At 66.4% G+C, this 18,588-nt stretch carries 21 protein-coding genes; 12 read left to right on the plus strand and 9 right to left on the minus strand.

What is annotated here, in order from left to right; translation table 11 throughout:
- Positions 1-5: 5 nt before the first annotated feature.
- From leuB to thrS, 7 genes are all read right to left on the minus strand, one after another.
- On the minus strand, positions 6-1,052 hold the full coding sequence (leuB, locus tag QP164_RS11165; protein WP_333923163.1) for a 3-isopropylmalate dehydrogenase: 1,047 nt from the start codon (positions 1,050-1,052) through the stop codon (positions 6-8).
- 40 nt (positions 1,053-1,092) lie between these two features.
- Positions 1,093-1,824, minus strand: coding sequence for a DNA repair protein RecO (recO, locus tag QP164_RS11170; protein ID WP_333923164.1), 732 nt, complete (start codon positions 1,822-1,824; stop codon positions 1,093-1,095).
- Between the two features lie 177 nt (positions 1,825-2,001).
- Positions 2,002-2,739, minus strand: a complete 738-nt coding sequence (locus QP164_RS11175) for a GNAT family N-acetyltransferase (RefSeq protein WP_333923165.1) — start codon at positions 2,737-2,739, stop codon at positions 2,002-2,004.
- Between the two features lie 86 nt (positions 2,740-2,825).
- Positions 2,826-3,803: a polysaccharide deacetylase gene (locus QP164_RS11180; protein ID WP_333923166.1), complete on the minus strand. Its 978-nt coding sequence runs from the start codon at positions 3,801-3,803 to the stop codon at positions 2,826-2,828.
- A gap of 83 nt (positions 3,804-3,886) precedes the next feature.
- Positions 3,887-5,812 carry an excinuclease ABC subunit UvrC gene (uvrC, locus tag QP164_RS11185; protein ID WP_132735786.1) on the minus strand — a complete coding sequence of 642 codons (1,926 nt, stop codon included), beginning with the start codon at positions 5,810-5,812 and terminating at the stop codon, positions 3,887-3,889.
- A 137-nt stretch (positions 5,813-5,949) separates the two neighbouring features.
- Positions 5,950-6,480, minus strand: coding sequence for a translation initiation factor IF-3 (gene infC / locus QP164_RS11190; RefSeq protein WP_031396176.1), 531 nt, complete (start codon positions 6,478-6,480; stop codon positions 5,950-5,952).
- 98 nt (positions 6,481-6,578) lie between these two features.
- On the minus strand, positions 6,579-8,567 hold the full coding sequence (gene thrS / locus QP164_RS11195) for a threonine--tRNA ligase (protein WP_333923167.1): 1,989 nt from the start codon (positions 8,565-8,567) through the stop codon (positions 6,579-6,581).
- A 134-nt stretch (positions 8,568-8,701) separates the two neighbouring features.
- Here thrS and QP164_RS11200 point away from each other — a divergent pair, with 134 nt between their 5' ends.
- On the plus strand, positions 8,702-9,262 hold the full coding sequence (locus QP164_RS11200) for a hypothetical protein (protein ID WP_333923168.1): 561 nt from the start codon (positions 8,702-8,704) through the stop codon (positions 9,260-9,262).
- A 186-nt stretch (positions 9,263-9,448) separates the two neighbouring features.
- Here the strand turns inward: QP164_RS11200 and QP164_RS11205 are convergent, their stop codons facing one another.
- Positions 9,449-10,264 carry an LD-carboxypeptidase gene (locus QP164_RS11205; protein WP_333923169.1) on the minus strand — a complete coding sequence of 272 codons (816 nt, stop codon included), beginning with the start codon at positions 10,262-10,264 and terminating at the stop codon, positions 9,449-9,451.
- Positions 10,265-10,316: 52 nt separating this feature from the next.
- On the opposite strand from QP164_RS11205, the gene QP164_RS11210 reads away from it, so the two are divergent.
- The 11 genes from QP164_RS11210 (at position 10,317) to QP164_RS11260 (ending at position 17,531) form a co-directional block, all read left to right on the plus strand.
- Complete coding sequence (locus QP164_RS11210; protein WP_333923170.1) at positions 10,317-11,714, plus strand: UDP-N-acetylmuramate--L-alanine ligase; 1,398 nt, start codon at positions 10,317-10,319, stop codon at positions 11,712-11,714.
- Positions 11,715-11,738: 24 nt separating this feature from the next.
- Positions 11,739-11,993 carry a DUF6356 family protein gene (locus tag QP164_RS11215; RefSeq protein ID WP_333923171.1) on the plus strand — a complete coding sequence of 85 codons (255 nt, stop codon included), beginning with the start codon at positions 11,739-11,741 and terminating at the stop codon, positions 11,991-11,993.
- Positions 11,994-12,222: 229 nt separating this feature from the next.
- Complete coding sequence (locus QP164_RS11220) at positions 12,223-12,627, plus strand: hypothetical protein (RefSeq protein ID WP_132735803.1); 405 nt, start codon at positions 12,223-12,225, stop codon at positions 12,625-12,627.
- The gene (locus tag QP164_RS11225; protein WP_132735806.1) at positions 12,624-12,833 is read left to right on the plus strand and encodes a helix-turn-helix transcriptional regulator; all 210 of its coding nucleotides are present in this window, start codon (positions 12,624-12,626) and stop codon (positions 12,831-12,833) included. Before QP164_RS11220 ends, QP164_RS11225 begins: the two co-directional genes overlap by 4 nt.
- Positions 12,830-13,771, plus strand: a complete 942-nt coding sequence (locus QP164_RS11230; protein ID WP_333923172.1) for an alpha/beta fold hydrolase — start codon at positions 12,830-12,832, stop codon at positions 13,769-13,771. Before QP164_RS11225 ends, QP164_RS11230 begins: the two co-directional genes overlap by 4 nt.
- 21 nt (positions 13,772-13,792) lie before the next feature.
- Entirely contained in the window at positions 13,793-14,557 is a 765-nt protein-coding gene (locus QP164_RS11235; RefSeq protein ID WP_333923173.1) for an alpha/beta fold hydrolase, read from the plus strand.
- A 103-nt stretch (positions 14,558-14,660) separates the two neighbouring features.
- Positions 14,661-15,374, plus strand: coding sequence for a tetratricopeptide repeat protein (locus QP164_RS11240; RefSeq protein WP_333923174.1), 714 nt, complete (start codon positions 14,661-14,663; stop codon positions 15,372-15,374).
- A 194-nt stretch (positions 15,375-15,568) separates the two neighbouring features.
- A complete protein-coding gene (locus QP164_RS11245; RefSeq protein ID WP_333923175.1) occupies positions 15,569-15,985 on the plus strand; it encodes a VOC family protein in 417 nt (138 codons plus the stop codon).
- Between the two features lie 7 nt (positions 15,986-15,992).
- Positions 15,993-16,718, plus strand: a complete 726-nt coding sequence (gene gloB / locus QP164_RS11250; RefSeq protein ID WP_333923176.1) for a hydroxyacylglutathione hydrolase — start codon at positions 15,993-15,995, stop codon at positions 16,716-16,718.
- A 40-nt stretch (positions 16,719-16,758) separates the two neighbouring features.
- Positions 16,759-17,175: a hypothetical protein gene (locus QP164_RS11255; protein WP_333923177.1), complete on the plus strand. Its 417-nt coding sequence runs from the start codon at positions 16,759-16,761 to the stop codon at positions 17,173-17,175.
- Positions 17,175-17,531 (plus strand): hypothetical protein, encoded by a 357-nt coding sequence (locus tag QP164_RS11260; RefSeq protein WP_333923178.1) that lies wholly within the window; start codon positions 17,175-17,177, stop codon positions 17,529-17,531. The genes QP164_RS11255 and QP164_RS11260 overlap by 1 nt, the downstream gene beginning before the upstream one ends.
- Before the next feature lie 240 nt (positions 17,532-17,771).
- Here QP164_RS11260 and QP164_RS11265 read toward each other — a convergent pair whose 3' ends face one another.
- On the minus strand, positions 17,772-18,554 hold the full coding sequence (locus QP164_RS11265) for a crotonase/enoyl-CoA hydratase family protein (RefSeq protein WP_333923179.1): 783 nt from the start codon (positions 18,552-18,554) through the stop codon (positions 17,772-17,774).
- Positions 18,555-18,588 lie beyond the last annotated feature (34 nt).

Here is an 18,588-nt window from a genome sequence, read left to right on the forward strand (position 1 = left end):
CAGGCTCAGCCGAGTTCGGCGAGAACGGCGTCGCCCATCGCCGAGGTCGACAGCGTGCCGCCGAGGTCAGGGGTGCGCGCGCCCTTGAGGATCGCGGCGGCGACCGCTGCCTCGATCCGGTCGGCCGCTTCGGGCAGATCGAGCGAGTGGCGCAGCATCATCGCCGCGGACAGGATCGCCGCGCACGGATTGGCCTTGCCCTGCCCGGCGATATCGGGCGCGCTGCCATGGATCGGCTCGTACATGCCCTTGTTCGAGCCGTTGAGCGCGGCGGACGGCAGCATGCCGATCGAGCCTGCGCACATCGACGCCTCGTCGGACAGGATGTCGCCGAACAGATTGCCTGTGACGATCACATCGAACTGGCCCGGGTTGCGGACCATCTGCATCGCCGCATTGTCGACGTACATGTGGCTGAGCACGACGTCGGGATAGTCGGCCGAAACCTCGATGACGACGTCGCGCCAGAGCTGCGAAGTCTCCAGCACATTGGCCTTGTCGACCGACAACAGCTTGCCCTTTCGGGTGCGTGCGGTCTCGAAGCCGACGCGGGCGATGCGTGCGATCTCGGTCTCGTCGTAGCGCATCTCGTCATGGCCCTCGCGCAGGCCGTCGGCGGTGGTGCGGATACCCTTCGCGCCGAAATACACGTCGCCGGTCAGCTCGCGGACGATGACCATGTCGATCGACCGGGCGATCTCGGGGCGAAGCGCGGACGCGTCCTCCAGGCCGGCGAACAGCTTGGCAGGACGCAGGTTCGCGAACAGGCCGAGGTCCTTGCGCAGGCCGAGAATGGCTTGCTCGGGGCGGAACTGGCGTTCGAGCGCATCGCAGTCCGGATCGCCGACCGCCCCGAACAGGATGGCATCCGCGCGGCGGGCGAGGTCGAGCGTCTCGGGCGGCAGCGGATGGCCCGCGGCCTTGTACGCGGCACCGCCGACCAGGCCCTCTTCGTAGCTGAGGTCGAGGCCGAGCGTATCGAGCACCCGCCGCGCTTCCGCGGTGACTTCGGGTCCGATGCCGTCGCCGGCCAGTATCGCGATCAAGGGCATGTACGTTCCTCCTGCGCGGCCCTTGCCGGGCGGTGCACGCTCACGCAACCGCCCTTTTCAGTCGATCGACCAGCCGGTCGCGCGCCGCCAACGGGTCGGCGCGACGGTCGACGAGGATATCGCGGGCGAGGAAATGGCCGGTCAGTCGCAGGCCGTCGAAGATGTCGGACCACGCAGCCTCGCCACCGGTGAGAAGGAAGGGCGGCAATCTGAGCAGCTTGGCCTCATAGCCGAACGCCGCCCCACGCGAGACCGCCGCGCCGCTTTTAGGGCTGACGAAGCCGAGATCCTCCTCGGTGCCGCTCGCGACACAGCGATCGAGGTCGAGCCCGAAACCGAGTTCGGCGAGCACCAATAATTCGTATCGGACCAGCGCGGCCGCCCAGCCACGCGCGGACGGTGCCGCCTCGATCGCGCCGAGTACCCCTTCGAGCGCATCGTGAATGTGCGGATAAGGCTGCGCTTCGGGCAGCGCGGCGGCGGTCAGCGCGGTGGCCCATTCGAGTGCGCCCGCCGCCAGCGGCTCACCGTGCATCTGCGCGCGGCTATGGATCAGCTCGGCGGTCAGCGAGGCGAGTTGCTCGCCGGTCCGCGCGCGCCATTCGCCCTGGATGACGTTCGCCTGCAACAGCACCGGTCGCATCGCGCGCGATCGCCCGCCGCGGACGTAGCCGGGCTGGATGCCATCGTTGCGGGTCAGCGCCCGCACGATCGCACCGTGCTCGCCGTGCTGGCGGACGGCAACGACGATGGCGGCTGCGCGGAGATGCATGCAGGTCCTATACCCCGCTCCGCATGGGAGAGGGTAAAAGGTCTCCACCCCTCTCTACCTCAGGATGGGGAGACGATCAGCGCCGGATCTTCTTTGCGAGCGTGGCCAAGGCCGGATGCGTTGCAGCGCGTTTGGCCGTCGCGATCACACGGTCGAACGTCTGCAGCGCCATCACCGTTACGCGGTTCGCCAGCGTTGGCCGCAACAGCAGCACATCGACGCACGCCGTCCCCCCGGTCGAGAATTGCCGCTTATGCTGCCCTTCCCCTCGGTGAAGTCGAACCGTGCGAACCGCTTCTCCGCGAACAGCGCGCGCATCGCCTCGACCTGCAAAACCGCGCCCGGCGACAGGTCGTTATGCGCCGGATCATGCCCGACATAGGTGTAACACAGCGAGTCGCCGTCGGCGGTGCAGCACAGATACGCGACCGGCACGCCTGCAATGAACGCCAGCCAGGCACGCACCCTGTCCTGCGCCGCGAGCGATTCTAGATGGCGCACCGAAGCCGTATCGTCGGGCAGTCCCGATCCCAGCAGCTTCTCCTGATACGTCGTCGCCGACACCGCGCGGGCGAGCGGGTGGAAGTCGGCGAACGCCGCTGCATCGTGATAGCGCCGAATATCGAGCGCGCCGCCATTCGCTGCGGCGAGCTTCTTCGCCTTGCGCTTGATCCCCGACCTTGCGCTGCCGGACAATCCCGCGAGCCACGCCGCCTCCCCCGCCGCAAGATCGATATGATACCGCACATAGCGCTGCCGAACGAACGCGAGCAGGCCGTGGCGATCGAGACCGGCGAGCATCAGTTCTGGCATCGGTTCGGGCAACGACGTCACCAGATATCCATCGGCATCGTCGGGCAGCGGCGGCAGGGTCGGTGATGTCGGCGCGAGCACGGCGTCGAGCGAAAACGACACGCGCACAAGGCGCCGGGGAATGGTCGCGAGGGTCCGGGCGCCAATCTGGAACTTCAGCGGCAGGCGGCGAACCGCACCATCTCCCATTACAGCCCGCGCGATCGCGGCCGTTCCTCGACCCAGTTCGACCAGAGCTGTTCGGCCTGCCGCCAGCGGGTCCGCAACTGGTCGGGCGCGAGCGGCGTATCCGCGCGATCGAGCGCGAGCGGCGGCCGATCCGCGAAATGATGAGTCGGCAACACTTCGCGCATCTCCGACAGCATCCCGCACAACGCCGTGAAGCGCCGCACATGGACCGCGTTGGGCCGCGTGCCGCTCCGGTTCGCCAGTTCGAAGCCGTGGCTGACGATGGTGACCACCGCATGCCCCGACACCGCGGCATGCTCCAGCGCGTCATAGGTCTCACCAGCCGACAGCGCGCAGAGCTGGAAGGTGCGGATCTTGTCGCGCCGGTCCTCGATCACGGTGACGGGTACTTCGATCACGCCCTTGTCCTGCGCACGGCGGACCGGGGAGATCTGCTGCGCAGGCAGCGAGATGCGGCTCATTCCCGGGGCTTCCGAGCCGTTATGGCTGCTGTCGTAGCTGAACCCGAGTGCCGCGAGCGCGGTCAACGTGTCGTCATTGGCGGCATAGCTGCCGGCGCGGAAGGCGATCGGATGCGGTGCTCCTGCCTCGACCAGCAATTCAGTGGCGCGCACGAGCAGATCGGTCTGCTCGGCCAGGCTATAGTCGAACAGCGAGAACCGGTCGTGCGCGACACCGCGGTCACCGGCTTTCGCGGTCGTCCAGTTGGGGTGAAGGTGAAGCTGGACCTCCTGCCCCGCGTCTAGGATCGTCTCGATCATGCGACGAATGGGAGCCAGGCCGAAGGTGATGCCGGGCATCGGATCGACAAAGAAACACGCTTTCAGATCGTGCCGCGCGAGTTCGCCCAGTTGATAGGCTAGCCCGACGCCGGCCGGCTCAAGCGACCGCGCGTAAATCGCGTCGCAGTCGAGCCCGGCGACGTGATGCCGCCACGCGAACTCCGTATCAATAGTCAGGAAGACGGGCGTGGTCACTGCGCCCTCTCTATCCGAGGATAATGAAGATCAGGTTTCGTTTCCTTACGATCGCAGGCCGCGAGCGTCGCCGAGGCCACCGATCAGCGCGAATGGTAGAAATCATACACCTGTTGCGCGACGCCAGCGGACACGCCGGGCGCCTGTTGCAGATCCTGCAAGCTGGCATTGCGGACCGCGCGGCCGGTGCCGAAGTGCATCAGCAGCGCCTTCTTCCGCGCCGGACCGATGCCGGGGACCTCGTCGAGCGGGCTCGCGCCGATCGCCTTGCTGCGCTTGTCGCGGTGGACGCCGATCGCAAAGCGGTGGACCTCGTCGCGGAGGCGCTGGAGGTAGAACAGGACCGGCGCGTTGACGGGGAGCTGGAACTCGCGGCCGTCGAGCATGTGGAACACCTCGCGGCCGTCGCGGCCGTGCTCGGGCCCCTTGGCGATGCCGACCAGGCACACGTCCTCGACGCCAATCTCCTCGAGCGCGGCCTTGACCGTGTTGAGCTGGCCCTTGCCGCCGTCGATCAGCACCAGATCCGGCCAGTCTCCCGAATCCCGATCGGGGTCCTCGGCCTGCGCGCGCGAGAAGCGCCGGGTGAAGACCTCGCGCATCATCGCGAAATCGTCGCCCGGCGCGGTATCCTTGTTCTTGATGTTGAACTTTCGATACTGGCCTTTGCGGAAGCCCTCAGGCCCGGCGACAACCATTGCGCCGGTCGCCGCGGTGCCCTGGATATGGCTGTTGTCGTAGATCTCGATCCGCTGCGGGGGCTCCGGGAGATCGAACAGGTCGGCGACTTCGCGCAGGAGTTTCGCCTGCGTCGTCGATTCGGCCTGGCGCCGCTCGATCGCCTCGACCGCGTTGCGCGTGGCCTGGTCCATCAGGCGGCGGCGATCGCCGCGCTGCGGGACCTGGATCGCGACCTTGTAGCCGGCACGTTCGCCCAACGCCTCGACCAGCAGCGCGCCCTCCGGCAATTCGCGGTCGAGCAGGATCTGCTTGGGCGGCGGCACGTCCTCGTAGAACTGGCCGAGGAAGCTGGTGAGCACCTCGTCCTCGGGAACGTCGTTGGTGTGCTGCGGGAAGAAGCTGCGATGCCCCCAGTTCTGGCCGCCGCGAATGAAGAACGCCTGGATGCCGATGAGGCCGTCCTTGCAGGCCATCGCGAAGATGTCCGCGTCGCCGACGCCCTCCGCGTTGATCGCCTGCGTGCCCTGGATGAACGTCAGCGCGCGGAGACGGTCGCGGAGCAACGCCGCGAGTTCGAAGTCCATGTTCTCCGCCGCGGCCTGCATCTGCGCGCCGAGTTTCGCCTGCACGCCGGTCGACTTGCCGCCGAGGAACGCCTTCGCATCCTCGGTCAGTTCCCGGTACGCGGCCTCGTCGATGCGGCCGACGCACGGCGCCGAGCAGCGCTTGATCTGATACAACAGGCACGGCCGGTCGCGGGTCTTGAAGAAGCTGTCGGTGCAGCTGCGCAGGAGGAACAGTTTCTGGAGCGCGTTGAGCGTGTTGTTGACCGACCCGGCGCTGGCGAACGGCCCGTAGTAATTGCCCTTGGCCCGGCGCGCGCCGCGGTGCTTCTGGACGCGCGGAAAGGCGTGGTCGTCGCGCAGGAGGATGAAGGGGAAGCTCTTATCGTCGCGCAGCAGCACGTTGTAGGCCGGGCGATAGCGTTTGATGAGCTGCGATTCGAGCAGCAGCGCCTCGGCTTCGTTGTTGGTGGTGACAATCGTCATCGACCGGGTCTGCGACACCATCCGCTGGAGACGCTTCGTCAGCCGCTCGACCTGGACATAGTTGGCGACCCGGTTCCGCAGCGCGCGCGCCTTGCCGACGTAGAGCACGTCGCCGCGCGCGTCCTGCATGCGGTAGACGCCGGGGCGGATCGGCAGCGTATCGAGCACGTTGCGGATCGCGGCCACGCCCGCCGCGAGATCGGGCGCCTCCCCGCCGCCGCGGACGGCGAAGGTGGATTTGTCTTCGTTGAAACGGTCGGGGGAATTGGGAGCGGACATTGACCGGAATCTAGGGGCTGAGTGGCGCTTCCGCTACCGCCCGGATGTCCGGGAGCGATGCAGACACGAAAAAGGCCGGTCCGACCCCTGTCGAACCGGCCTCATAGCCTGCGCACCCTGATCGGCGGCGGTGCAGCTTACTTCGGTGCGAGCACCATCAGCATCTGGCGACCTTCCATGCGCGGGTACGCCTCGATCTTGGCGATCTCCGCGACGTCGTCCTGGACGCGCTTCAACAGGTTCATGCCAAGCTGGCCATGGCTAAGCTCGCGACCGCGGAAACGCAGCGTGATCTTGACCTTGTCGCCCTCGCCGATGAAGTCGTTCACCTTCTTCATCTTCGTGTCGTAGTCGTGGTCGTCGATATTCGGACGCATCTTGATCTCCTTGATCTCCTGCGTCTTCTGCGACTTGCGTGCGAGGTTCGCCTTCTTCTGCGCCTCGTACTTGAACTTGCCGACATCGAGGAACTTGGCGACGGGCGGATCAGCGTTAGGCGACACTTCGACCAGGTCGAGGCCATGCTCGGCTGCCTGCTCGATCGCTTCGCGCGTGTACATCACGCCCAGATTCTCGCCCTCGTGATCGATCACGCGGACCTTCTGGCTCTGGATGAATTCGTTGAATCGCGGGCCGTTCATTGCGGGCGTCTGCATCGGCCGGCGCATCGTGGGAGGACGTATGGGGTTTGCTCCTGAAGTTTCTGACAATATTTGGGCTGGCGTATAGCGCAGAAACCCGCGCTCGGAAAGCCAGCCCCGTTGGATCACATATCGGGTGCGCGGGCCTCGTCCGCAAGACGCGCGATCGCCTCGTCGAGCGTCAGGATGGTCTGGGCCTGGCTGCCGAGCGTGCGCAGCGCGACCTTGCCCTCCTCGGCCTCGCGCTTGCCGACGACCAGCAGGTTCGGCACCTTCGCCAGGCTGTGCTCGCGCACCTTGTAGTTGATCTTCTCGTTGCGGAGATCGGTCTCGACGCGGATCCCAGCGGCCTTCAGCTTGGCCGCGACCTCGGCGGCATAGTCGTCGGCATCCGACACGATCGTCGCGACGACCGCCTGCACCGGCGCAAGCCAGAGCGGAAAACGGCCGGCGTGATGCTCGATCAGGATGCCGAGGAAGCGCTCGAACGTGCCGAGAATGGCGCGATGAAGCATGACCGGGCGATGCCGCTCGCCATCCGCGCCCACGTACGACGCGTCGAGTCGCTCGGGCAGCACGTAATCGAGCTGCAACGTCCCGCACTGCCACGTCCGGCCAATCGCGTCGGTCAGGTGGAATTCGAGCTTCGGACCGTAGAACGCCCCCTCGCCCGGCAGCTCCTCGAACTGGAAGCGATCCTCCATCAGCCCGGCAAGCTTCAGTGCTTCGCGGAGATCGCCCTCGGCGCGGTCCCACAGCGCGTCGTCGCCGGCGCGATTGTCGGGGCGCAACGCCAGCTTCACCATGTAATCGGCAAAGCCCAGGTCGCGGTACACCGCGTCGAGCAATTCGCAGAACGCGCGCGTCTCGGCGACGATCTGCTCGGACGTGCAGAAGATGTGCGCGTCGTCCTGCGTGAACTGGCGGACGCGCATGATGCCGTGCAGCGCGCCGTGCGGCTCGTTGCGGTGGCAGCAACCGAACTCGGCGAGCCGCAGCGGCAGGTCGCGGTACGACTTGATCCCCTGGCGGAAGACCTGGACGTGCGCGGGGCAGTTCATCGGCTTCAGCGCCATCAGGTCGCCCTTGCCGGTCAGCACGGGGGCGTTCGGATCGATCCCGGGCACCTCGTCGGGGACCACGAACATGTTCTCGCGGAACTTGCCCCAATGGCCCGACGCCTCCCACAGCTTGGCATCCATCAGCTGCGGCGTCTTGATCTCGGCATAGCCCGCGGCGTCGAGCTTGCGGCGCATATACGCCTCGAGCTGGCGCCACATCACCCAGCCCTTGGGATGCCAGAACACCGAGCCCTGCGCTTCGGACTGGAGATGGAACAGGTCCATTTCCTGCGCGATGCGACGGTGGTCGCGCTTGGCCGCCTCCTCGATCCGCAGCAGATGCGCGTCGAGCTGCTTCTTGTTGAGCCAGCCGGTGCCGTAGATGCGGCTGAGCATCGCGTTCTTCTGGTCGCCACGCCAATACGCGCCCGACACGCGCGTCAGCTTGAACGCGGCCGGATCGAGTTTGCCGGTCGAGGCCATGTGCGGGCCGCGGCACATGTCGAGCCACTCGCCCTGGCGATAGATCGTCAGTTCCTCGCCCTCGGGCAGTTCGGCGGCCCATTCGGCCTTGAAACTCTCGCCCTGCTGCGTCCAGCGGTCGATCAGCTGCTGGCGCGACCAGACCTCGCGCTGGAACGGCTCGTTGCGGGCGATGATCGCGCGCATCTCGGCTTCGATCGCGGGGAGGTCCTCGTCGGTGAAGGGACGATCCTTGGGGGCGAAATCGTAATAGAAGCCGTCATCGGTCGCCGGGCCGAAGGTGATCTGCGTACCGGGGAACAGGTGCTGGACCGCCTCCGCCATGACGTGCGCGAGATCGTGGCGGACGAGTTCGAGCGCGTCGGCCTCGTCGCGCGCGGTGACGAGGGCAAGCTGCGTGTCCCCTTCGAACGGCCGGTTGAGATCGCGCACCTGACCGTCGATCCGTGCGGCGAGCGCGGCCTTGGCGAGGCCGGGGCCGATCGCCGCGGCGACATCCGCGGGGGTAGTCCCGGGCGCAACCTCGCGGACGGAACCGTCGGGCAGCGTGATTCGGAACATTGCGGACATGGGAGACTTTCTCTCGGGGTGACGCGCGCGGACCGATCCGCGCACGGCGTGTATATAAGACGATACGCGCACAGGGCTACTCCAGACGGACATGCGCCGGACTGGGGAGTGGCTGGGCGCTATGGGAGAGTGCGATGCTGGGTTTGGTGATGATGCTGTCCGCCGCTGCGGGTCCTGCTGCTGGCCCTGCTGCGACCTGCGCGCCGACGAGGTTGGCGGCGTGCCGCGATACGAACCAGTTGGTCATGGCGCCAGCGTTCACGGCGTCAGTCCGGCGGCTCATCGGCAAGCGCAAGGCGTCGTACCTTTATGCGAACGGCGATGTCGCGGATCAGCAGATCGAGGTGCTGCACGGGCCACCCGACGAACCGACGCGGATCGGGGCGCTGTACCGCTTCACCGCGTGCCGGGCGCATAGTTGTCCTGAGAAGGGTGCAGCAGTGCTCGATCCAGGCGGGAAGATCGTGGCGCTGGCGATCCTGTATTCGCCGTGCGCGACAACCGACGCGCGCGACTGCAACCGGCGCGACGATCTGGTCGTGTTCATGCGTGAGCGGGATCGGTTGCAGCGGGTCGAGGTCGTGGCGAATCTGCGTGCTTGGGCGGTGAATCAGGTGGCGGAGAGCTATACGGTGCCGGGGCAACCGAAGGTGCGGTTCGGGGGGATGCAGGTGATCGATCCGACGGCGAGGTGAAACGCACGAATTCATGCGCCATCCGCTGCCACCAATAAAAACCGTCATCCCAGCGAAAGCTGGGATCTCCCGGTTCGAGCCGCGACGTCCGCCAACAGGGATACCCCAGCTTTCGCTGGGGTGACGGGGTCTTAGCGTGGTGACGGAGTCGCGTGGGGTGACAAAGCATTGCTGAGTAATTCCCCCTCAAACCAACCCGAACGGCACCACCCGGTTGGCCTGCGTGTGGCCGATCTCCGCCCGCCCGAGATACGGCACGCCCATGTCACGCGACCAGCGGACCATCATGTAATCCAGCGTTTCGCCCCATGGCGGATCGTTCTCCTGCACCGCGGTCACCGCGCCGAGCCGCAACCCCGCGATACCCTTCAACTGCGTGGCGTTGGCGACTTTGAAGAGCATGCGGTCGATCGCGTACATCGGCTCCGACACCTCCTCGACGATCAGGACGTGATCGGTGAGATCGGGCAGCCACGGTGTGCCGATCAGCGAGGTCAGGATGCTGAGGTTGAACGCCGCTGAAGGACGCCCATCCAGCCCAGGCTCAAGTCCCTCGCGATCGCCGCGCACCATCCAGCCGAGCGACCGCGCGACCGTCGCCTCGCCGTCGTGGCGGTTGATGTCGCTGACCATCGGACCGTGGACCGGTCGGCCAACCCTGCGGGCATAGAGTGCGCCGAGGAGGAAGCCGACATCGGAATAGCCGAGATACGTCTTGTGACTCGCCGCGCGGCCGAGTTCGGGCATGACCATCGCGAGGATGCGGTTCGCGCCATAGCCGCCGCGCAGGAACCAGAGCGCGTCGAATGCCGGATCGTTGGCGTATTCGAGAAACGCAGCCGCGCGGCGAAAGTCGGAGCCCGCGAAATGGCCGTCGGTCTCCAAGCATTGCGGATGGAAGACGAGTTCGACCTCAGGAAACGCAGTCGCCGCGTAAGCGGTCATTTTTGCAATCGCCGCGGGATTGGTCCGGCTCGACGCGGCGAGGACACCGATGCGCATTGTTCGTGTTCCCGACCTTGCCCCGTTACCAAACCGCCCATATCGCGGCGGCATGGATATCAGCAAACCCTGTTTCTTCGTCGGCATCGGCGGATCCGGCATGATGCCGCTCGCGATGATCCTCGCGGGCCGCGGCGCGACCGTCGCCGGCTCCGACCGCAGCCTCGACCAGGGCCGCGTGCCCGCCAAGTTCGACGACCTCGCGGCGAAGGGCGTCGCGCTGTTCCCGCAGGATGGCAGCGGGATCGTCTCGGCCGACCAGCTCGTTATTGCCTCCGCTGCGATCGAGGCTACCGTGCCCGACATGATCGCAGCAGACGCGCTCGGCTGCACCCGCTCGACCCGCGCGGCGATGCTGGCGTCGCTGTTCAACGACAGCCGGTTGCCGGTCGGGGTGGCGGGGACGAGCGGCAAGTCGACCGTCACGGGCATGATCGGCTGGATCCTGCATGCGGTCGGGCGCGATCCGACGGTGATGAACGGCGCGGTGATGAAGAACTTCGCGACCCCCGACGCACCGTTCGCGAGTGCGCTGGTTGGTGAGGGCGAGGCGTTCGTCAGCGAGGTCGACGAGAGCGACGGATCAATCGCAGCCTATGCGCCGAAGATCGCGGTGCTCAACAACGTCAGCCTCGACCACAAGTCGCTGGAGGAACTGCGCGTGCTGTTCGGGGACTTCATCGCGAAGGCCGAGACGGCGGTGGTGAACGCCAACGATCCCGACGCGGCCGCGCTCGCCTCGCGGCTCCCGCGCGGTCAGGTCACGACGTTCGCGATCGACGCTTCGGCCGATCTACGTGCCGAAAACCTCAAGCCCGAACCGTTCGCGATCCGCTTCGATCTCGTGTCGCGCGGCGTGCGGACGCCGGTGAAGCTGGCAGTGCCGGGTCGGCATAACGTGTCGAACGCGCTCGCCGCGATCGGGGCAGTGATGGCGGCGGATGTGTCGCTGGCCGATGCGGTGAAGGCGATCGCGGGGTTCACTGGCCTGCGGCGACGCTTCGATCTGGTCGGCGAGGCCGGCGGGGTCGCGGTGATCGACGATTTCGGGCACAACCCGGACAAGATCGCCGCGACGCTCGACACGCTCCACGCGTTTCCCGGCCGGCTGCTGCTGTTCTTCCAGCCGCATGGCTATGGCCCGCTGAAGGTGATGGGCCGCGAACTCGTCGCCACGTTCGTCGAGCGGATGGCGGAGGACGATGTGCTCGTGCTCCCCGACCCCGCCTATTATGGCGGGACGGTCGCGCGGGAAGTCACTAGCGCCGACATCGTCGCGCAAATCGTCGAGGGCGGTCGCGACGCGCGGCACATCGCCGACCGTGCGGAGGCGGCCGCCGCGCTGGTGGCCGAGGCACGGCCGGGCGACCGGATCGTCGTGATGGGCGCACGAGACGACTCGCTGAGCGTGCTGGCGGCGGGCATGGTCGACGCCTTGGCCGCCGCCTGATATAGAGCAAGCAGGAGACTGCCGATGTTTCGCCGCCTGTTCCTCGACCACCCCGCCACCGTCGGCGAGAGCTATGCCGAGCATTTCGGCGTCGCCGGACGCTTCGGGCTGACGATGATCAAGGGCGGGCTCGGCGCGCTGGTCCATGCTCTCGTGCCGGCGCTGTGCAAGACGCGCGGCAGCGACACGGTCGCCGAATTGCACCGCCAGATGGTCGAGAAGCGCGGCGCGGTCGCGGCGGATCAGACGCAGATGAAGACGGTCGAATTCATCATCTGACGCGAGGCGCGAGGTCGTCTCATCGATCCTCCCCCGCCAGGGGGAGGTGGCTGGCGCTTGCCAGACGGATGGGGAGGCCAGCGCCAACCTCGGTTCCGTGTCCTCCCCTCCGTCACCTTCGGTGCCACCTCCCCCTGGCGGGGGAGGATCGAGATCACTTGTAAAGCGTCATTGACTCTATACGTCTGCAATGACAAGCCTCCTTTACTGATTCGAAAGGACGCTTTCCATGCTCACGAATCCCGCCATCCGCCGTTACAACCGCCGCGTCATGCTACTCAGTCTCGTCTACGCAGCCTTGTTGTTCGCGACGATCTATCTGTTCGTACATGGCTCGGTGCACGGACCGATCGCCTATGTCGCGGCGCTGCTGCCGGCCCTGCCGCTGATCGGCATCTTCCTCGTGCTCGGCCGCTATATCGTCGAGGAAACCGACGAATATCTGCGTATGCTGATGATCCGCCAGTCGCTGGTCGCGAGCGGGTTCATGCTGAGCGTGATGACCGCATGGGGCTTTCTCGAAGGCTTCGGGCTGGTGCCGCACATCCCCGCTTATTACGCGGCAGTGCTGTGGTTCGCCGGGCTGTGGATCGGCTGGGGCTATAATATCGTCACGATGCGCCGCGAGGCATGAAGAACCGCTTGAAAGTTTTGCGTGCCGAGCGCGACTGGAGCCAGGGCGACTTGGCCGAGCGCCTCGAAGTCTCGCGGCAGAGCGTCAATGCGATCGAGACGGGGCGCTATGACCCGTCGCTGCCGCTCGCATTCAAGATCGCCGAACTGTTCGACCTCGCCATCGAGGATATCTTCACCAGCCCGTCGAAGGAGCCTGTGACATGATCTCGCATCTCAAAGCTCGGCTTGCCGCCACCGCCGTCACGCTGATGATCGTTTTGCATCCAGGCGCGAGCCATGCGCAGGCTGCCTCCGGCACGGCGCAGGCGTCGGTCGAAACGACGATGCCCCACATCTCCGTCCAGACTGTCGGCCCATTGCAGAAGGTCGCCAAGGGCACGCCGGTGATCCTCATTCCCGGCCTCTCCTCGCCGCGCGCGGTGTGGGACGGCGTGGTGCCAACGCTCGCCAAGACGCATCAAGTGTATGTCGTGCAGGTCAACGGCTTCGGCGGCGACGATCCGCGCGCAAACCTGTCGCCGGGTATCCTCGACGGGATCGTCGCCGATCTGCACACGCTGATCGCCCAGTCGAAGCTCGGCAAGCCCGCCATCGTCGGCCACTCGATGGGCGGCCTGGTCGCGCTGATGCTGGCCAAGACGCACCCGGATGCGGTCGGCAAGCTGATGATCGTCGATTCGCTCCCGTATATCGGCGAAATCTTTGCGCCCGGTGCCACCGTGGCGGCGCTCGAACCGCAGGCTAAGGCGATGCGCGCGGGTATGGCCGCGGCGTATGGCAAGCCGGCGAACGTGGCGGCGAACGAAGCGCTTGCCGCGCGCATGGCGCTGAAGCCCGCGTCGCGGACGACCGTTGCCGAGTGGGCGGCCAAGGCGGATGCGCGCGTCTCGGCGCAGGCGATGTACGAGGATCTGACCACCGACCTGCGTCCCGCCATGGCGTCGATCGCGGCGCCGATCACGCTGGTCTATCCGTGGAACTCGGTGGGGCCGACCAAACCGGTTGCCGACGCGCTCTATCGGAAGGCCTATGCCACTGCGCCGCACGTCACCTTCGTCGATATCGGCGATGCGGCGCACTTCGTGATGCTCGATCAGCCTGTCGCGTTCCAGGCTGCATTGGACGACTTTCTCCGTCCGTGACGCGCGGCTAAGGATGGCGGCATGACCGATATCGCCCCCGCCGCCGCCACACCCGCCGAGACGCCCCCCGCCAAGGAGCGCCCTCGCCTAGCCTATCACCACAGCCCCGGTACCGGGCCGACGATCGTGTTCCTGTCGGGCTATGCGTCGGATATGATGGGGACCAAGGCGGTGACGCTGGAGGCCTGGGCGAAGTCCGAGGGCCGCGCGTTCCTGCGGTTCGATTATGGCGGCTGCGGGCAAAGCGAGGGCGCGTTCGAGGATCAGACCCTAGTCGACTGGCGCGACGACGTGCTGGCGATGATCGATGCGCTGGTGGAGGAGTCCGCGATCCTCGTCGGATCGTCGATGGGCGGTTGGCTGATGCTGCTCGCGGCGAAGATGCGCCCTGACCTGGTCAAGGGACTGGTCGGCGTTGCGCCCGCGCCCGACTTCACCGACTGGGGCTTCACCACCGACGAGAAGATGGCGTTGCTGAGCAACGGGCGGATCGAGCGGAAGAACCCCTATGGCCCGGAGCCGACTGTCTACACCCGCGCCTTCTGGTCGTCGGGCGAGGCGAACCGGCTGATGTTCGGCGAGATCGCGTTCGATGGTCCGGTCCGACTGGTCCAGGGCCAGCGCGATCCGGACGTGCCGTGGCAGCGGACCGCGCGGCTGGCCGAGTTGTTGCGTTCAGCCGATGTGCAGACATGGCTGGTCAAGGACGGCGACCACCGCCTGTCGCGCGATAGCGACATTACCCTCATCATCCGGGCGGTCGAGGATGTGATCGCCGCGCTATGATCCTTACCCTGCTTCTCGCCGTCGCCCCGATCCAGGGGCCTTCCGCCAAGGCGAGTGTGCCGCAGGCCGGTCCGGCAGACGTCCAGGAGGGTCGCTTCCGTCGGTGCATCGCGCTGGCGGGCACCGATCCGGCTGCGGCGCACGCGGAAGCGGGGCGCTGGCGAATTTCGGGGGCCGGTATTTCGCGCGGGAATGTGCGGGGATCGCGTTTGCAGCCGAGAAGAACTGGCCGTCGGCGGCCGGCGAATTCGAGGACGCGGCGCGCGAGGCGCAGATCGCCAAGGACACTCGGTCGGGAAATTATTGGGCGCAGGCCGGGAATGCATGGCTCGCCGCCGCGCAGCCAGCCAAGGCGCGCACAGCGCTAGATTCGGCGCTGACGGCGGGGACGTTGACCGGATTACCGCTGGGTGAGGCGCAGCTCGATCATGCGCGCGCGCTGGTGGCGACCGGCGATCTGGAATCGGCGCGGACCGATATCGATCTGGCGCTGACCAATGCAGCGGACGATCCGCTAGCGTGGCTGTTGTCCGCGACCCTGGCGCGGCGCGAGGGGAACCCGGTGCGGGCGAAGAAGGATATCGGCGAGGCGCTGAAGCGGTCGGCGGACGATGCTTCGGTGCAGCTCGAGGCGGGGAACATCGCGGCGATGGCCGGCGACGAGACCGCGGCGCGGGAGGCCTGGGGACAGGCGGCGCGGCTGGCGCCGGATACGCCGGTGGGGCGGAGCGCGGTCACGGCGTTGCGGCAGTTCGATACGGGAGGCACCGCTCCTCGTCCCAGCGCTCCGAACAGCGGCGCTCCGATCGGCCGCTAGCGCCACCACCCCGGCGGAGGCCGGGGCCCAGTTGGAAAGGTGGTTGTAACGAAGCGCCGTCCTCAATTAGCAACGTCCCCCACCTGGGCCCCGGCCTTCGCCGGGGTGGTGGCTTTATGCCCTCCATCACTTGCAGCCCTTTCCCCCATGGCCCCGATCCCTATCTGCTTTTCCGAACAACCCTCGGAGCAAGCATGAAATACCTCCACACGATGATCCGCGTGAGCGACCCGGCGAAGACCATCGCGTTCTTCGAACTGCTCGGTCTGAAGGAGGTCCGGCGCATGGAGAACGAGAAAGGTCGGTTCACGCTGATCTTCCTCTCGGTTCCCGGCGACGAGGGTGCCGAGGTCGAGCTGACGCACAATTGGGATCCGGAAGAGTATGGCGAAGGCCGCAATTTCGGGCATCTCGCCTACCGCGTCGACAATATCTACGACACGTGCCAGCGGCTCCACGATGCCGGCGTGACGATCAATCGTCCGCCGCGCGATGGCCACATGGCGTTCGTTCGGACCCCCGACAACATCTCGATCGAGCTGTTGCAGGCGGATGGCGCGCTCGATCCCGCCGAGCCTTGGGCGTCGATGCCGAACACCGGCAAGTGGTGAACCGCTGATGCTCGATATCGTCCGCGTGCCGGTGCTTTCCGACAATTATGCCTGGCTGATCCACGACACCGTCTCGGGCGAGACGGTAGTAGTTGATCCGGGCGAGGCGGGGCCGGTGATCGCCGCGGCCAAGATGCGCGACTGGCGGATCGACCGGGTGTGGACGACGCACTGGCATCCCGATCATACCGGCGGGAATGCCGAGATGAAGGCGTATGGCGCGACGATCGTCGGGCCGGCGGCGGAGGCGGACAAGATACCGACGCTCGACGAGCAGGTTGGCGAAGGCGATGTCGTCCGGCTGGGCGCGCATGAGGCGACCGTGATGACCGTGCCCGGGCATACGCAGGGGCACATCGCGTTCCACTTCGCCGACGACGCGGCGATCTTCACCGGGGATACGCTGTTCGCAATGGGGTGTGGGCGGCTGTTCGAGGGGACGCCGGCCGACATGTTCGCGAACATGCAGCGCTATGCGGTGCTGCCGGACGAGACCGAGGTGTTCTGCGGTCATGAATATACGCAGAGCAACGGGCGGTATGCGCTGGTCGCCGAGCCGGACAATGCCCACATCGTCGCGCGTATGGTCGAGGTGGATGCGGCGCGCGCCGAGGGTGAGCCCACGGTACCGACGACGATCGGGCTCGAGCGCGCGACCAATCCGTTCTTGCGGGCGACATCTGTCGAGCAGCTTGCCGCGTATCGTGCGGCGAAGGATGATTTTCGCGGGTAAAAGGCGTATGAGGGCGGCGGGGATTTTGAGGAGCGTTGCGATGCGGATGCGGACCCTGCCACTGTTGATGCTGCCGGCTCTACTGCTTGGCGCGTGTACGCAGACCCAGGCGGATGTCGAGCGGGCGCAGGTGCGCGCGGCGGGTGTGCAGGAGAAGCTGGCGAAGGAACTCGCCGGGCTGGTGCCAGGTAAACCCGAGACGTGCATCAACCAGTTTCCGCAAAAGCAGAGTGCGGGCTACGGCGCGACGATCCTGTACCGGGTGAATAAAGGGCTGGTGTATCGCAGCGATACCGTCGGCGGGTGCGAGGGGATCGCGCGCGGCGATATCCTGGTGACGCGGACGCCGAGTGGGCAACTGTGCCGCGGCGATATCGCGCAGACGTTCGACCAGACCTCGCGCTTTCCGACCGGGAGCTGTAGCTTCGGCGACTTCGTGCCGTATCGGAAGCCATGATGCGCACGGTGCTTCTCGCGGCCTTGGCGCTGCCTCTTCTTGCCGGCCGATCGGACCCGCTGGAGGGGCGAATCGCGGGTGCGCCGGTGCGGTGCATCGATCTTCAGCAGCTCAACGGGCCGGAGATCGTCGATTCGCAGACGATCCTGTACCGGCAATCTGGCAAGCGGATCTGGAAGACCGGGCCGGTTGGGGAGTGCCCCTCGCTGCGGCCGTTCGATACGCTGATCGTCGATGTTTATGGCGGGCAGTTGTGTCGGAACGATCGGTTTCGGACGGTGTCGGCGGGCATGTCGATTCCGTCGGGCTATTGCCGGTTTCGGGATTTCACGCCGTATGACAAGGTGGCGAAATAAGGGTTTGTCACCTCATCAGTAGCGCACCACCCCGGCGGAGGCCGGGGCCCAATTGGGGGACGGTGGTGATAACCGCAGCGCTCCGTTACTACGACCTTTCCAATTGGGCCCCGGCCTTCGCCGGGGTGGTGCTCAGGGTAGCGCCCTCCCCTCCGTCATCCTGACGAAAGTCAGGATCCAGGGTAACGCACGGTGCCATTCACGGCTCTGGATCCTGACTTTCGTCAGGATGACGGGAGTTCAGTCCTCGAATACCGCTGCCCGCTTCTCCATGTTCGCACGCACCTGTTCGACTTGGTTGGGGGTACGGATGACCTTTAGTTGTTCTTCGGTCTCGGCGAGCAGGACCGCGACCGCATTCGCACCTGCTGCGAGGTTGTAGAGGCGCTTCGAGCCCTGGATCGCGTGGGGGTTCCTCGCTGCGATCTCGCGGGCGAGCATCATCGCTTCGCCGAGCGGGTCTTCGGACAGACGCGTTACGAAGCCGTGCCGCAACGCTTCCGCACCGTCGAACTCGCGGGCGGTGTAGGTGAGTTCGCGGAGCACGTCGTCGCGGGCTAGCGTGCGCCATAGCGCGATACCGGCCATGTCGGGGACGAGGCCCCAATAGGTCTCGCGGATCGCGAAGCGCGCGCCCGGATGTGCGATGCGGATGTCGGCGCCCGACATGATCTGGAACCCGCCGCCGAACGCGACGCCGTGGACTGCAGCGATGACGGGCATCGGTAGGGTGCGCCAGCCCCAGGCGACCTGCTGGGGGAGATTTGCGCCCTCCGCTGTCCGCTCGCCGAGCGCCAGCCCCGAGCCACCGCTCGCCATCGAGGCCATGTCGAGACCGGCGCAGAACGCCTTGCCCTCGCCCGAGAGGACGACGCAACGGACTTCGGCCATGCCCTTAAGTTGGTCGATCGCGGCGGCGATGCCTTCGAACATCGCGGGGTCGATCGCGTTCATCTTGTCGGCGCGGTTGAGGCGGACGTCGGCGATGCCGTCGGCGACGCTTATTGTGACCCGGTCATTCATTCTGGCGATCCTCTCGATCTTTGCGGGAACGCTA

This window comes from Sphingomonas sp. LR59, from assembly GCF_036855945.1.
Lineage (GTDB): Bacteria > Pseudomonadota > Alphaproteobacteria > Sphingomonadales > Sphingomonadaceae > Sphingomonas.